The sequence below is a fragment of the Paenibacillus sp. Mc5Re-14 genome, from assembly GCF_001049835.1.
GTDB classification, from domain to species: Bacteria; Bacillota; Bacilli; order Paenibacillales; family Paenibacillaceae; genus Paenibacillus; species Paenibacillus polymyxa_C.
Genome location: NZ_CVPD01000001.1, coordinates 1779456 through 1795000, shown reverse-complemented (window position 1 = coordinate 1795000; position 15545 = coordinate 1779456). Strand labels below are relative to the sequence as shown.

Here is a 15545-nt window from a genome sequence, read left to right as displayed (position 1 = left end):
AAAGGATGTGGAGTTGCACAGACAACCAGGATGTTGGCTTAGAAGCAGCCACCATTGAAAGAGTGCGTAATAGCTCACTGGTCGAGTGACTCTGCGCCGAAAATGTAACGGGGCTAAACACACCACCGAAGCTATGGCTTGATGCTTTTGCATCAGGGGTAGGGGAGCGTTGAATGCGGGTTGAAGGTGTACCGGAAGGAGCGCTGGACTGCATTCAAGTGAGAATGCCGGTATGAGTAACGAAAAGATCTGTGAGAATCAGATCCGCCGAAAGCCTAAGGGTTCCTGAGGAAGGTTCGTCCGCTCAGGGTAAGTCGGGACCTAAGGCGAGGCCGATAGGCGTAGTCGAAGGACAACAGGTAGAAATTCCTGTACCACCGTAATCCGTTATGAGCGATGGGGTGACGCAGTAGGGTAGTGACGCGGACTGATGGATGTCCGTCTAAGCAGTGAGGCTGATGTGTAGGCAAATCCGCACATCGTTAAGGCTGGGCTGTGATGGGGAGCGAAAATTATAGTAGCGAAGGTCATGATCTCAGACTGCCAAGAAAAGCCTCTAGCCAGGAGAAGGTGCCCGTACCGCAAACCGACACAGGTAGGCGAGAAGAGAATTCTAAGGCGCGCGGAAGAACTCTCGTTAAGGAACTCGGCAAAATGACCCCGTAACTTCGGGAGAAGGGGTGCCTCGGTAGGGTGAATAGCCCGAGGGGGCCGCAGTGAAAAGGCCCAAGCGACTGTTTAGCAAAAACACAGGTCTGTGCGAAGCCGCAAGGCGAAGTATACGGGCTGACGCCTGCCCGGTGCTGGAAGGTTAAGGGGAGTGGTAAGCCTTCGGGCGAAGCTATGAACCGAAGCCCCAGTAAACGGCGGCCGTAACTATAACGGTCCTAAGGTAGCGAAATTCCTTGTCAGGTAAATTCTGACCCGCACGAATGGCGTAACGACTTGGGCGCTGTCTCAACGAGAGATCCGGTGAAATTTTAATACCTGTGAAGATGCAGGTTACCCGCGACAAGACGGAAAGACCCCATGGAGCTTTACTGCAGCTTGATATTGAATTTGGGTACGATCTGTACAGGATAGGTGGGAGCCGTTGAATCTTGAGCGCCAGCTTGAGAGGAGGCATCCTTGGGATACCACCCTGATCGTATCTAGGTTCTAACTTGGTACCGTGATCCGGTGCGAGGACAGTGTCAGGTGGGCAGTTTGACTGGGGCGGTCGCCTCCTAAAGAGTAACGGAGGCGCCCCAAGGTTCCCTCAGAATGGTTGGAAATCATTCGAAGAGTGCAAAGGCAGAAGGGAGCTTGACTGCGAGACCTACAAGTCGAGCAGGGACGAAAGTCGGGCTTAGTGATCCGGTGGTACCGCATGGAAGGGCCATCGCTCAACGGATAAAAGCTACCCTGGGGATAACAGGCTTATCTCCCCCAAGAGTCCACATCGACGGGGAGGTTTGGCACCTCGATGTCGGCTCATCGCATCCTGGGGCTGAAGTAGGTCCCAAGGGTTGGGCTGTTCGCCCATTAAAGCGGTACGCGAGCTGGGTTCAGAACGTCGTGAGACAGTTCGGTCCCTATCTGTCGTGGGCGTAGGAAATTTGAGAGGAGCTGTCCTTAGTACGAGAGGACCGGGATGGACGTACCGCTGGTGTACCAGTTGTTCCGCCAGGAGCACCGCTGGGTAGCTATGTACGGAAGGGATAAGCGCTGAAAGCATCTAAGCGTGAAGCCCCCCTCAAGATGAGATTTCCCAATACGTAAGACCCCTTGAAGACGACGAGGTAGATAGGTTGGGGGTGGAAGTGCAGTAATGCATGGAGCTGACCAATACTAATCGGTCGAGGGCTTATCCTAAAGATAAAGCGCAAGGAAGTTTCGGATCCAGTTTTCAGGGTGTAACCTTGAAGTTAGAATTTGCGAGGCAAATTCATGTTTGGTGGCGATAGCGGAGGGGTTCCACACGTACCCATCCCGAACACGACCGTTAAGCCCTCCAGCGCCGATGGTACTTGGACCGCAGGGTCCTGGGAGAGTAGGACGCCGCCAAGCAAGATAAAAAGGCACATCCCAGTAAGGGGTGTGCCTTTTTTTGGAATCAAGCCGATCTTACTTACTTAACCATTTACTTCTACTTTTCCAGTAAGTATAGAAGTGTAAAACAACAATTACATGCTTGCTTTATAAGAAAAACGACCAAGGGAAGTACCTTTCTTGGTCGTTTTTCTATATTTGCTATTTCCTTGTGTTATCAACCATTCTCTGAAGCACACTCTCAAAGGTATGAAGATCGTCTTGAGAGATCCCAGCAATGGTGTCTTGCTTAAACTTCTCAGCAATCGGCAGAAGCTTAAGACAAACCTGCGTACCAAGATCGGATAATTGAATTTGTTTCATTCGTTTGTCTGTGTCATCAATACTTCGAAGTAAATACCCTTCGGCTTCTAGTTTTTGTAGCAGCCGCACTACACTTGGCTCCTTAATCGACAATTCTTCTGCAAGTTCTCGTTGAGTCATGGATTTATGTGTATAGATATAATACATCGCAATCCATTGACTCCTAGTAATGTTATAAGGCCGAAATTCTTTCTCCAAGGCTTCCGAAAAGATTTTTCCACTACGATTGGTAATAAAAGCAAGACAATTCTCTAAGTTAAACATGGCCACACCAACCCATTCAACTAAACTATATTTCTTATACATCAACTTAAGTATAACAGACCTTTGTACTTTTCATCATATCAGATACTTTCTTAACAGTTAAAATAAATTACTTAGCTAACTATTGATTTTCGAAACCAAGAGTGCTACAATTTCCCTGAATAAAGTTATTTTTTTCACAAAGTAAACGGGAGGTTATATTTATGTTAACTACATTTAAAGCTACTGCAAAAAAATTACCTGAAGGGTTGCAGGTGGAAGCTCAATCTAGAGGGTTTAAAATTGTGATGGATGAACCTGAAGATTTTGGTGGAACCGACAAAGCGATGAATCCGGTTGAAGCACTTCTGTGTGCGCTTGGTGCATGTCAGTCGATCGTTGTTGCTGCTTTTGCCGAAAGCTTTGGGTTTTCGTATGAAGAATTCCATATAGAGCTGGAAGGAGATTTGGACCCGGATGGGTTCATGGGGTTAGCGGATGTTCGTTGTGGCTTTCAGGAGATTCGTTTTGTCATGCACTTTAAAACGACAGAGAGCCAAGAAAAAGCAGAAGCTTTTGCAGCGTTTGTTGAAAAGACTTGTCCTGTGGGTGATTGTTTGGCTAATGGGGTTAAATTGGTACAAGCTGGCGTAGTCAGACATTAAATTATTCGCTAAAAGGGCTCAATAAATTCTCTTTTGGTTATGAAGGAGTTTGAGAATTATGGAAGTTAAAATGTCAATGATCCCTGGAGGAAAAAAGGGGAAAGCCAGCAGAAATCACGTCCAGCTCGGACAAAACGTTTCCTTTGGGGATGTACTACTTGAGGTTGAGACAGGAAAAGGTGTTCGAGAAATTACAGCGACTGTCGAGGGAAGCATTAGTAAAATCCACTTTGAAGAAGGCGACGAAGTGTCCTCTAATCAGGTCTTGTTTACAATTGACGCTGCTGCCGAAGAGGGGACGTCTACAGTAACATCACAGGCTACTAAGATGGAACAACCTACACTGGATAAGAACGTGGACTTACTAATTATTGGAGCTGGACCAGGAGGGTATGTGGCAGCGATTTATGCCGCTAAAAAAGGAATAAAGGTGGCCTTGGTGGAAAAGGAGGAGTTGGGTGGCACCTGTCTTAATGTAGGGTGTATTCCAACTAAATCCCTGGTGAAGTCTTCTGAGATTTGTCACCACATCAAGGAATCGTCTTTGTTTGGTATTCATACGGGAACAGATCTTCAAGTCGATATGAAACAAGTCATTCGTCGTAAAGATGAAATCAAAGGAAAATTGATTTCGGGTATTGATTATTTAATGGAAAAAAATAATATTGAAATTATTCGCGGTCAAGCAGCCTTTTTATCTGCCACACAAGTAAGCGTCAAAGGACAACGACATTACCAGGTTACAGCAAACGATATCATTATTGCGACAGGTTCTAAAATTACCAAAGTGAATATTCCCGGCATCAATCTTCCTATTGTAATGAATAGTACCGATGCCCTTGCCTCTACTGAACTACCAAAAAGTATTACGATTATTGGCGGTGGTGTGATTGGTATGGAGTTTGCTTTCATCTATCGCAATTTCGGCGTAGAGGTTCACGTAGTAGAATTTATGGATCGTTTGTTGACCATGGTTGACAGTGACATTTCAGAAGAAATTAAACAATCGGCAGAGAATGCTGGGATTCATATCCATACCCAATCCAAGGTATCTAAGATCCAACAGGCGGACAATGGACAGGCTATTGTCACCTATGAAAACAAACAAGGTGAGCATTTGTTAGTTAGCGAGAAAGTGCTTGTTGCGATCGGACGTGAGCCCAATTTGGATGGACTGGATATTGAACAAGCGGGTATCCAGCGCAATGAGCGAGGGAAAGGCATTGCCGTTAACGAATATATGCGTACAAACGTCGAACATATCTATGCCATTGGTGATGTGACGGATATTATGCAGCTTGCCCATGTCGCCTCCCATCAGGGGATCACGGCTATTGATGCCATCATGGGTGGATCGGAAGGTATGCACTATGCCGCCATTCCAAATGTCATCTTCACTTCACCCGAAATCGCAAGTGTTGGCATATTAGAGGATCAATGCAAGCGAGAGGGAATGGATTTCAGTGTAAGCAAAGTTTCGTTCTCCAGCAATGGGAAAGCATTAACGATGAATGAATCGGAAGGCTTTATTAAATTGATAAAGGATAATGTGACACAAAAAATTGTGGGTGGATCGATCATTGGTCCAGATGCATCATCTTTAATCAGTAGCCTGACATTGGCGATTGCCAATGAGCTGACAGAACAGCAAATCACGCAAACGGTTTTTGCTCATCCAACGACTGGAGAAGTGATTCACGAAGCTGCGTTTGGCCTTAGCATTGGAGCGCTTCATCAAGCGTAACATTAAAAATAAAAGGAATGCTTCTAGTCTAAGTAAACGGACAAGGAAGCATTCCTTTTTGATACCGCCCAGGTTGACAATAGTGCTGGATACGAGTAGAATAACTTTTTATAATGATACTTATTAAAAGATTTATAAAAAGTATCGTTAAGGAGCTAATTGATGACAGTAGAACCCTCCATGAATCCTAGGATAGTTCGCAATGTTTTATTTGTTTTATTCGCTTTACCGGGTATAGCTTTTGCATCCTGGGTGTCCCGCACGCCTGTCATACGCGATATTTTGCATGTCTCGACTGCCGAAATGGGGATTATTATTTTTGGATTAGCTGCGGGTTCCTTATTGGGACTACTTAGTGCGGGCAATGTTATTTCTCGTATAGGTGGACGGTCGGTCATTCTGGGAAGTGAGCTTTTGATTGTGATTGGTTTTGTCATTGTAGGGTTGGGAACTGCATTTTCGCTCACGAGCATGGTGTTTGTTGGTTTGGTCATCTTTGGTGGTGGCTATGGTACAGCTGAAGTAGCTCTTAATGTCGAAGGTTCTGCGGTAGAAAATCAGTTGAATAAAATGCTTTTGCCCGCCTTTCACGGTTCGTTTAGTATGGGGACACTTGTAGGAGCTATCATCGGTTCTGTAGCAGCGGCGTTACGAATACCTGTTGTGATTCATTTTGGAGCTATGGCTGCCATGATTGCCGCAGTAACTTTCTACTTGTATCGTTATTTGCCTCATGATACAGGTAAAGAAAAGGAAGTTTCTACGCAAAAGGTTGGATCTAATATGAAGGTTCAGCTTGCTGTCTGGAAAGAAAGGCGAATCCTACTGATTGGGATCATCGTGCTCGGGATGGCGTTTGCAGAAGGGGCTGCGAATGACTGGCTGCTGTGGGTATTATTCTAGTGATCTGGGGACAGCATTATCTCTTAGCTGGAGTGGGTATCTTGCTATGGGGGCTTGGAGCTTCACTTGGTTTTCCTGTAGGTTTGTCTGCTGCCGGAGATGATCCTCGTGGTGCGGATGTCCGGGTAGGAGCCGTAGCCACAATAGGTTATATTGCCTTTTTAGTGGGACCTCCGGGATTAGGGCTTTTAGGTGAACATGTGGGTCTCCTGCATGCTTTAATTGTAGTGCTCATTGGCGTTATTGTTGCTGGTTTGATATCGGGTGCTGCCCGGCCCGTGGGGACGAAAGAAAAGAATGAGATTAAAATATAAAGGGGATTGTCGCATGTCTATGAAAACGGAAAAACAAAAGATGCTGGATGGGGAACTGTATGTAGCAGCTGATCCTCAATTAATGAGTGAAAGAGAGTATGCGAGAAGATGTGTACGTCTCTTTAATCAGACGACTGAGGCGGATAGTGAGTACCGTAAAAAGTTACTTAAGGAGCTTTTCGGTTCCACAGGTGAAAATATAAGCATGGAACCCAACATACGCTGTGACTACGGATACAACATCCATGTTGGGGAAAATTTCTATGCCAACTTTGACTGTACCATTTTGGATGTATGCGAGGTACGTATTGGGGATAATTGTTTTCTGGCTCCGGGAGTCCATATTTACACAGCGACTCACCCCATTGATCCATTTGAACGAATTGCTGGTCCAGAGTATGGAAAGCCTGTAACGATTGGCAATAATGTATGGATTGGCGGCAGGGCGGTTATTAATCCCGGTGTTACGATAGGTAATAACGTCGTAGTGGCATCAGGAGCAGTCGTAACCAAAGATGTTCCAGATCATATGATTGTAGCTGGGAATCCGGCACGAATAATCAAGCAAGTTGAAATCTCCTAAACAACAAACAGGTTAATCATTTATGATTTGTACCAAAGATCCTATTAAAAGAGCCTCTTATTTTAATAGGATCTTTTATATTTAAGGACTTTTACATATATGCTCTTCAAGAATTGAACTATTATACAGAGTAATAAATGATCATATTCATCCTTACCAGGGTTTCTCCAAAATTATAGTATATGTGCGGACGGTCTGCTTTAAAGCGTATCGAATCTCCGGCTTTCACCGTGTACGTTTCTTCGCTGACTTTTACCACCATTTCACCCTCAAATACGGTAATAAATTCTTCAGTACCCTCACGGTGAGGGGCGGAACTCAGTTCCCCGCCTGTTTCAATCTCTACGGTGTAGACCTCAAAATTTCTGTTTCCTTCATAGGGGAAAAACGGATACAAACGATAGTGATTGCTTTCTTCAAGCACTTGTATTTTGCTTTTAGGAACGACTATGGCATCGGCAGGCGGTTCGCTAATCAGGGCAGTGAATGATATTTTTAGGCCGTTTGCAATTTTCCATACCGTTGTAATCGAAGGATTCGATTCTCCGCGTTCAATCTGGCCGAGCATTGTTTTACTGATCCCCGTCAGGTCAGCTAATTTATCTAAACTCAATTTTCTTTCATTTCTTAGATGTTTTAGGTTTTTACTTAAAATCAAATTAATATTCTCCATCATTTTTTCGCTCCCTATTGTGCTATATAAAGACCATGATGTACAATCATGAAGTACAAATGTGCGTTTCAACGTACATTTCATTCAATTATAACACACTGGAGTTGATTGTTGCATGCCGTTTATTCCATTTTTATCTTATGTGCTTGTTACTAGCTTTACGCCAGGCCCCAACAATATTATGTCATTGGACAGTGCCAGGCGGTTAGGTTTGAAGAGAGCTTTTCCATTCTTACTGGGAGTAACAGCAGGCTGTTTCGCCATTATGCTGTTAGCCTGCTATTTTAATCTAGCTTTATATCATTTCTTGCCTCGAGTAAAAATCTGGATGAATGTTCTTGGTAGTCTGTACATGCTTTATCTGGCAGTAAAAATAGCAAAGAGCAAATCTACTTCGGAGGATAATGACCACAATGAAGGATATTCCTTCAAATCAGGACTGCTGCTGCAATTTATCAATTTAAAAATTATTTTGTATGGTATTACGGTCATTTCAACGTTTGTAATGCCGTATGATGTGTCGTATATGACAATGTTTACGATCTCGTTACTCCTGACCTGTATTGGTTTTGTAGCTGTAATGTGCTGGGCGATTTTCGGAGCCATGTTCCAGCGCTTCTTGAATAAGTATGAGCGCTCCTTCAATATCATTATGGCCTTATTGCTCCTTTATAGTGCACTATCCATATGGATTTAAATAAATACCGTATTCACGATTTAAAAGAGAGGTTCCTGACTTATAAGCAGGAGCCTTTTTCGTGTGAACAGAGCTTATTCAAAGATTCATGAAATATAATCCGGACAGAATGGATGAGTTTCCTGATCATTTAGCCGTAAAACGGGTATTACCTTAATACATAAAGTATATTGACAACTTGTATATACATGATTTAATCTTGTATATACAAGAAGTTGAAAGCGTTATAATAAATTCTTTTACGCTACTTCATTTCGCAAGAAAGGAATGAGCATGAATGGAAGCAATGAACAAGGCTTTAATTCCTCAAGATAAGGACTGGTGGCGCAAATCGGTCGTCTATCAGGTTTATCCCAAAAGTTTTAACGATACGACGGGCAAAGGAACCGGTGATATAAGAGGACTGACACAAAAGCTGGATTATCTGCAAGGACTGGGTGTTGATATTATCTGGTTGCAGCCTGTATATGTCTCGCCACAACGTGATAACGGGTATGATGTAGCCGATTATTGCCGGATTAATCCTGACTATGGAACAATGCAGGATTTTGAAGAATTGAGCCGGGAAATTCGGGCGCGTGGGATGCACTTGATGATCGACATCGTGGTTAACCATTCTTCCACAGAGCATGTCTGGTTTCAGCAGGCGCGGCTCTCTAAGGATAGTGAGTACAGGGACTATTATATATGGCGTGACCCAGCACCCGATGGAGGACCTCCGAACAACTGGATTTCCAAGTTTGGTGGACCAGCTTGGCAGTATGACGAGGCTACAAACCAATATTTCTTGACACTGTTTGATAAGACGCAGGCGGATTTAAACTGGGAAAATCCCAAAGTTCGTCAGGAAGTTGTTAATGTGCTGGAATTTTGGGCAGAGAAGGGAGTTAGTGGCTTCCGACTTGATGTCATTAATTTGATCTCCAAAGATCGGCAATTCTCGGACGACGATGGAAGCACGGCTCCTGGGGACGGGCGTAAGTATTATACGGACGGTCCGCATGTACATGAATACCTTCATGAATTACATGAGAAAGTATTCTCACTGTATAACAGTGTCACTGTAGGGGAGATGTCCTCCACCTCACTGGATCACTGTATCCGTTATTCCAATCCAGACAGAAAAGAATTATCCATGACCTTTAATTTTCATCATTTGAAGGTGGATTATCCCAATGGGCAAAAGTGGGAACTCATGCCTTATGATTTTGAAATGCTGAAAAAGCTATTCTCGGATTGGCAGATTGGCATGCAACAGGGTGGCGGCTGGAGTGCATTGTTTTTTAACAATCATGATCAGCCAAGAGCGATCTCTCGCTTTTTGGATGATGATGAATACCATGTGGAGAGCGCCAAGCTACTGGCAACCACGCTACATGGACTTCAAGGAACACCTTATATATTTCAAGGTGAAGAGATCGGAATGCCCAATCCGCAGTGGTCAGATATTGAAGAATTCCGTGATGTTGAATCGCTGAATATGTATGGTATTTTGCAGGAGAAAGGTAAAAGTGCAGAGGAAGCATTGGATATCATTCGAGAGCGGTCTCGTGATAATTCGAGGACACCGATGCAGTGGGATAACACTCGCAATGCGGGCTTCACTACAGGCACGCCTTGGATTAAGGTAGATGAACGATATCCACAGATCAACGTTCAGTCTCAGTTAGAGGACCCGAACTCGATCTACAGCCATTACCGTAGGCTGATTCGTCTGCGTAAGACGGTACAGGTCATCACCGATGGGGATTACCAACGTTTGGACGAAGCTCATCCTCAGGTCTACGCATATCAACGCAGCAATGAACAGGAGACTTTGGTCGTCATCTCTAATTTTAGTGGGCGGGATGTACAATTCCGTATACCGGATTCATTTTATTTATCATTAGATAATCAAGCAGTAGCAGCGGCTGAGCTTTTAATCGGTAATACCCAGTATGCTCCGCAGCTAAATCAGGTGGTCTCTTTGACTCCGTATGCTTCCTATATGTGGATTGTTCGTTAACCTTAATGAATAGTATGGAAATATCCAGTAGCACCCCGGTAGTACATTTATTTTTAAGCCGGGGTGCTGCTTTAAAAATGAGCAAACGTCGAGGGAGTGGACTAGATGGCGATTGAAAGAGCACAGGTGGAAGACATTATAAAAGCCGTTGGTGGTAAAGACAACATAGAGGCCTCTACGCATTGCGTAACTCGTCTGCGATTTGCCCTGTATGATGATAAGTTGGTCGATAAAGATGCACTCGAACAAAATGATCTGGTCAAAGGCCAATTTTCTTCACAAGGACAGTATCAGGTCGTGATTGGCCCAGGTCTGGTGGATAAGGTATATGACGAAATGATCTCCATTACAGGAGGCAGTCGGGCTTCTAAGGACGATGTTAAAAACGCCGCTAGTAAAAAACAAAACCCGATTCAGCGTGCCATCAAGACGCTGGCAGATATCTTTATTCCTATTTTGCCCGCAATTGTGACTGCAGGCTTATTGCTTGGGATCAATAATATTTTGACTGGAAAGGGAATCTTTTTCGAAGGAATGGCTCTGGTACAGGTCTATCCTCAATGGACTGACTTTGCGTCTATTATTAACACCATTGCCAGTACCGCTTTTACATTCCTACCTGCCTTGATTGGATGGTCGGCCGTTGTTAGGTTTGGCGGTAGTCCTTTACTCGGGATTGTACTCGGTTTGATTCTAGTTCATCCAGATCTGCTAAGTGCATACAGTTATGCGGATGCCGTTACCAAAGGAACTGTTCCAGTTTGGGATTTGTTTGGTTGGGAAGTGAATAAGATTGGTTATCAAGGACAGGTTTTACCCGTTTTGGTATCCGCTTACGTGCTCGCACAAATTGAGAAATTCCTAAATAAAAAGATAGCGGATTCATTTAAGCTGTTGCTCGTAGCACCGATTACATTATTAATCACGGGATTTCTTGCCTTTACAGTGATCGGTCCGGTTACTTTTATGATTGGTAATGCGATTACGACTGGTCTTGTATACGTTTTCGATTTGGCTCCTGCGCTGGGTGGCCTGATTTATGGAGGTTTTTACGCCTTGCTCGTGATCACGGGAATGCATCATACTTTCCTGGCGGTGGACGTGCAATTAATTGGTACACAGGGTGGAACGTTCCTATGGCCGATGCTGGCCCTGTCCAATATCGCTCAGGGGGCCGGGGCACTGGCAATGATGTTGGTATTGAAGGAGCAAAAGGGAAAAGGATTGGCTCTTACCTCTTCCGTGTCTGCTTTTCTGGGTGTAACCGAGCCTGCCATATTCGGGGTGAATATTCGGTATAAATATCCGTTCGTATTCGGAATGATCGGTTCCGGTATCGCAGGTATACTGCTCACCGTAAATCATGTGTTGGCTTCTTCCATTGGTGTGGGAGGGATTCCAGGCTTCCTGTCTATTTTCCCAAACAACTGGGGGGTATTCTTCGTTGGGATGGCGATCGTATTGATTGTGCCGTTTGCTTTAACCTTTATGTATGGGAAGCTGCTCAATAAGCGTCGTCAGACTCCAGCTACACCAGCTAATGACTCCATACGGAAAAATTCGGACCAACAAAATTCTGCACTGGATGTGCTTGAAGTAAAGACTCCGGTACTAGGACATGTTGTGCCATTAGAACAGGTTCCTGATCCGGCTTTTGCCGAACGGCAGATGGGGCAAGGAATTGCAGTGGAACCGAAGGATGGTCGGATTCTTGCCCCTTTCAGTGGAAAAGTCATTCACATCATGGTGAAAAGCAAGCATGCCTTGATTTTGGAGCATCCAACAGGTGTGCAGATTCTGGTGCATGTAGGAATCAACACGGTGTCATTAAAGGGAGAAGGATTCACCATGCATGTGGAAACAGGTCAAAACGTGGAGCAAGGACAGCTACTGATGGAATTTGACCGTGAGCTGATCCAGAAATCAGGGTATCCTATCATTACACCGGTCATTGTTCCCGAAGGGCAGAGTATGATTGAATCGATTGAGGAATTGCCAGGTGAGGCGAACGATTTGCAATATGTCTTAATGAGAATTCATTTGAATTCTTCATCAGACAAAACGAATTAAGTCAGATTCATCCCTGCTAGCCTAATTTAGTAACTTGGTCAGTGAAAGAATGCTACAATAAACGTGGTGATGAAAATTGACTAAGAATATATTTTTGCAAATTTATCAAGAGTACTCGGGGCGAATCCAGACAGGCGAATTGGCTCCTGGTTCGAAAATGCCCTCTGAAAATGAATTGGCCCGGGAGTATAACACTTCTCGTGAGACTGTGCGTAAGGCACTTCACTTGCTTGCACAAAATGGGTATATCCATAAAATAAAGGCTAAAGGATCTTTTGTTCTGGATATCGGACGGATGGATTTTCCTATAGGGGGATTGGTCAGTTTCAAAGAAATGTCTGAGCGGATTGGGCGTAAATCACAAACGATTGTTCATAAAAATCAGTTGATTCCCGTTCCAGATGACATAGCTACTCATCTTGAGATTGACAAAGATAAGTATTTGGTTTGGGAAGTCATTCGTGCGCGTGAAATTGAAGGTGAATGTGTCATACTGGATAAAGACTACTTTCGATCAGACATTGTCCCTGTGCTTACCGAGGAAATTAGTCGTGAATCTATCTACGAATATCTGGAGGGGGAACTCCATCTTCCAATCAGTTATGCTAAAAAAGTCGTTTCTGTAGAAGATGCAGATGAAGAAGACCGTAAGCTGATGGACCTCCAGAACTATACTCATGTGGTTGTAGTACGTAACTATGTTTATCTGGAAGACACCACATTGTTCCAGTATACCGAATCAAGGCATCGACTGGACAAATTCCAATTCGTCGATTTTGCCAGACGTTCCCACGGTGAAGAGAGAAAGTCTGATTTTTTAAGCTGATCCATTAGAATTGATCTAAGGACGAGAGATTAAATCGGAATAGTTCACTGTGGTGGAGAACCCCTCTTCTAAGAAGAGGGGTTCTTTGTTAACTCCAAGGTAAATTGTTGAGTGGATTTCGACTATTCGGCAGAGGAACCTAAATCCGTAATGGTTAGCTTAATATCGAAGGTTACGGGGATTTTACTGAACTTATAATCCCAATCATCTTTTACTTTTTTCCACACCTGTGGTTTATCAATTTTCAGGTGATCACCAAAGCCGGCAACATCCACTTTATATTCGGATTGTAATTTGTGCATAAGAGACTTAATCCTTCTAGTCACTTGTTTTTCAAACTCTTGCTCAGCTTCTTTCATGTTCCGCGTCTCAGTCGGGTCTACCTTCTCATCCCAGTTTTCGATTAAACGCCCTTTGGATTCAATTTTTACGTGAAAGGAGATGTCGTTGTCCTTACCCACTTTAGTTGTTATTTTGCTTTTTACCGATTTGATTTCATAAGTTATGGCTTCATTCCGCTTGTCATACGTTTTGACAGCTCCGCCCTCAACATCACCTGTAATCCATCCAATACTCTCCACGTCTTGTTGTCCCAAAGCACCAATCCAGTGACCGGTTTCCCCTTTAATAATGCCGGCACCTGAAAATTCTAATTCTCCCTTAGATTCAGTAATGTTTTGCAGTATATAGCTTTTTTTGGAGTGCATTAACCCATCTAATTCAGACAAATTGACTCCCCTCATTACCTTGCTGGTTCTAAAATGGTTACGAAGCATATTCAGAATATGAATAGACGGAATTTCGCCTGTATATTTGGTAACTAAGGTGTTGGCTGCTCGATCCTTACTTAAGAAAACCATACAACTTGGACGAATATCATTATCACGTAGCACAAAATCCATCAATTGTTGCATCGTTTGTAGTTTTGCCAATTCGGTGGAAACCACGATGACTTTTAGGTGGTGACCAATAACGGGGCGATCCAAACGGAGAGAGAGCTGTCGGAAGATTTCAAGTATAGAATCACCGGTGCCAGCTATATTTACATAGTTTAGCTCTTGTCCACCGTCGCCGCCTTGTTGGTTTGTGCTTCCGGATGATTTTTTGGGGACGATTTGTACGCTGGTCGTAATTGTATTTTTCTTGAAGTAACGGCTGCCTTTCTTCTCCAGCTCCTGTTCCAATGGACTGAGCTCTCCCTTATCGAGAGCCAATCCTGTATATATGCTAAGCTCCTCTACTTCCTTGCTGCTCCAGCAGCCGACTTGAGTCACCAGCAGAATGAAAGCAAGCAGCAAGGATAGGAAAGATCGTCTACACATTTTGCTTCATTCCCTTCTTCCTGATCATAAAAACGATGGAGAGAAGTACCGGGATCAGAAAAAATAATACGATTCCCATGTATCCGATCTCATCGCCAAGGCGAAACACTTCAGTCATACGAACAGGAGTCATCGTGGAAATAAAGATAAACGGGATTAAGCCGAAAATCGCATAACGATATTTAAGACCAAATACCTGTGAGACACCTAAGGAAGCATTGAAGAAAAAACTACAGAAATTACAAAACATTTGCATCACCCAGATCACCAGCAGTGGAAACTCCAGACGTTCAAAAAGAAATCCGGGGATCTCAAAACTGCGCATCAAATTAATGGTAGGCCAAGTACTTGTCACAGTAGAATCTACCGATAGCCCGCCGATCACCATAACTACAGTCAAAAAATACAAAACTAAAGGGATACTGATGCCCACGGCCATGGCCTTAAATGCTTTTTCGGGCTGCTGCATAAAAGCGACCAGTGTCATGACAACTTCACATCCAGAGAAGACAAGAATAGTTGATTTCAGCCCCTTGATGACGGGTAATATTCCGTCACTCAATACGGGGCGAAGGTGATCAATTTCGAAGATTCTTAAGCTGAAGACAAAACAGAAAAGCAGAAAGAAGAGACTGATTGGAAGTACAATTTGGTACAGCCGTGCGATGGGATTAATGCCTCCAAAAACCAAATAACTCCCTACCCAGATGAATGGAATCACAATCGCCCAGATGGGTGTGCCTTCAAGTAGGAAAAACATGGTTACTTCAGCCAACACACGGATCTCAAAGCCGGCTATAATTATAAAGTATATAATTAATAGCACACTTAAGAATCCTCCCGGAACAGTACCTACAATTCTTCTGGAGTATTGATATATGGTGTTTCCGGGAAACTGTTGACTTAATTTCACCATGATCCAGACGACGAATATGACAATAGCTCCACCGATGAGGACAGAAAGCCATGCATCAGGAGTCTGTACTTGTTCAGTTACACCTCTCGGCAGTGTCAAGATCCCCGCGCCCAATACGGTATTGGTCAGGAATACAGCCCCTTGCTTAGTTGTGATCTTATCATCAGAGCGTCTAAACACAGTAGCTCCT

At 43.9% G+C, this 15545-nt stretch carries 11 protein-coding genes, 2 rRNA genes and 1 pseudogene (1 of these 14 only partly in view); 10 read left to right on the top strand and 4 right to left on the bottom strand.

Features of this window, described 5'->3' with window-relative positions; genetic code table 11:
* Together BN1546_RS08140 and rrf are read left to right on the top strand one after the other, a co-directional pair.
* Positions 1-1854 (top strand): 23S ribosomal RNA (locus BN1546_RS08140); it begins 1074 nt to the left of the window's first position.
* Positions 1855-1932: 78 nt separating this feature from the next.
* A 5S ribosomal RNA gene (rrf, locus tag BN1546_RS08135) occupies positions 1933-2049 on the top strand.
* A 183-nt stretch (positions 2050-2232) separates the two neighbouring features.
* Here rrf and BN1546_RS08130 read toward each other — a convergent pair.
* On the bottom strand, positions 2233-2658 hold the full coding sequence (locus BN1546_RS08130) for a MarR family winged helix-turn-helix transcriptional regulator (protein ID WP_025675712.1): 426 nt from the start codon (positions 2656-2658) through the stop codon (positions 2233-2235).
* 203 nt (positions 2659-2861) lie between these two features.
* Between BN1546_RS08130 and BN1546_RS08125 the strand changes: the two genes are divergently transcribed.
* The 4 genes and pseudogenes from BN1546_RS08125 to BN1546_RS08110 all read left to right on the top strand — a co-directional run bounded on the left by BN1546_RS08125 (position 2862) and on the right by BN1546_RS08110 (position 6846).
* Positions 2862-3302 carry an OsmC family protein gene (locus BN1546_RS08125; protein ID WP_090737030.1) on the top strand — a complete coding sequence of 147 codons (441 nt, stop codon included), beginning with the start codon at positions 2862-2864 and terminating at the stop codon, positions 3300-3302.
* 58 nt (positions 3303-3360) lie between these two features.
* Positions 3361-5046 (top strand): dihydrolipoyl dehydrogenase, encoded by a 1686-nt coding sequence (gene lpdA, locus BN1546_RS08120; RefSeq protein WP_090737028.1) that lies wholly within the window; start codon positions 3361-3363, stop codon positions 5044-5046.
* Between the two features lie 180 nt (positions 5047-5226).
* A pseudogene (locus BN1546_RS08115) lies at positions 5227-6263 on the top strand (MFS transporter).
* Between the two features lie 13 nt (positions 6264-6276).
* Complete coding sequence (locus tag BN1546_RS08110; RefSeq protein ID WP_090737026.1) at positions 6277-6846, top strand: sugar O-acetyltransferase; 570 nt, start codon at positions 6277-6279, stop codon at positions 6844-6846.
* A gap of 121 nt (positions 6847-6967) precedes the next feature.
* Here the strand turns inward: BN1546_RS08110 and BN1546_RS08105 are convergent, their stop codons facing one another.
* Entirely contained in the window at positions 6968-7522 is a 555-nt protein-coding gene (locus BN1546_RS08105; protein ID WP_090737024.1) for a helix-turn-helix domain-containing protein, read from the bottom strand.
* A 112-nt stretch (positions 7523-7634) separates the two neighbouring features.
* Between BN1546_RS08105 and BN1546_RS08100 the strand changes: the two genes are divergently transcribed.
* The 4 genes from BN1546_RS08100 to treR all read left to right on the top strand — a co-directional run bounded on the left by BN1546_RS08100 (position 7635) and on the right by treR (position 13117).
* Positions 7635-8216, top strand: coding sequence for a LysE family transporter (locus tag BN1546_RS08100; protein WP_013369294.1), 582 nt, complete (start codon positions 7635-7637; stop codon positions 8214-8216).
* Positions 8217-8493: 277 nt separating this feature from the next.
* Complete coding sequence (gene treC, locus BN1546_RS08095) at positions 8494-10221, top strand: alpha,alpha-phosphotrehalase (RefSeq protein ID WP_090737022.1); 1728 nt, start codon at positions 8494-8496, stop codon at positions 10219-10221.
* Positions 10222-10326: 105 nt separating this feature from the next.
* A complete protein-coding gene (gene treP, locus BN1546_RS08090; protein ID WP_090737020.1) occupies positions 10327-12291 on the top strand; it encodes a PTS system trehalose-specific EIIBC component in 1965 nt (654 codons plus the stop codon).
* Between the two features lie 76 nt (positions 12292-12367).
* Positions 12368-13117 (top strand): trehalose operon repressor, encoded by a 750-nt coding sequence (gene treR, locus BN1546_RS08085; protein WP_013369297.1) that lies wholly within the window; start codon positions 12368-12370, stop codon positions 13115-13117.
* Between the two features lie 122 nt (positions 13118-13239).
* Here treR and BN1546_RS08080 read toward each other — a convergent pair whose 3' ends face one another.
* Together BN1546_RS08080 and BN1546_RS08075 are read right to left on the bottom strand one after the other, a co-directional pair.
* Positions 13240-14439, bottom strand: a complete 1200-nt coding sequence (locus BN1546_RS08080; RefSeq protein ID WP_090737018.1) for a Ger(x)C family spore germination protein — start codon at positions 14437-14439, stop codon at positions 13240-13242.
* Complete coding sequence (locus BN1546_RS08075; protein ID WP_058831278.1) at positions 14432-15535, bottom strand: GerAB/ArcD/ProY family transporter; 1104 nt, start codon at positions 15533-15535, stop codon at positions 14432-14434. Before BN1546_RS08075 ends, BN1546_RS08080 begins: the two co-directional genes overlap by 8 nt.
* Between the last annotated feature and the right edge of the window lie 10 nt (positions 15536-15545).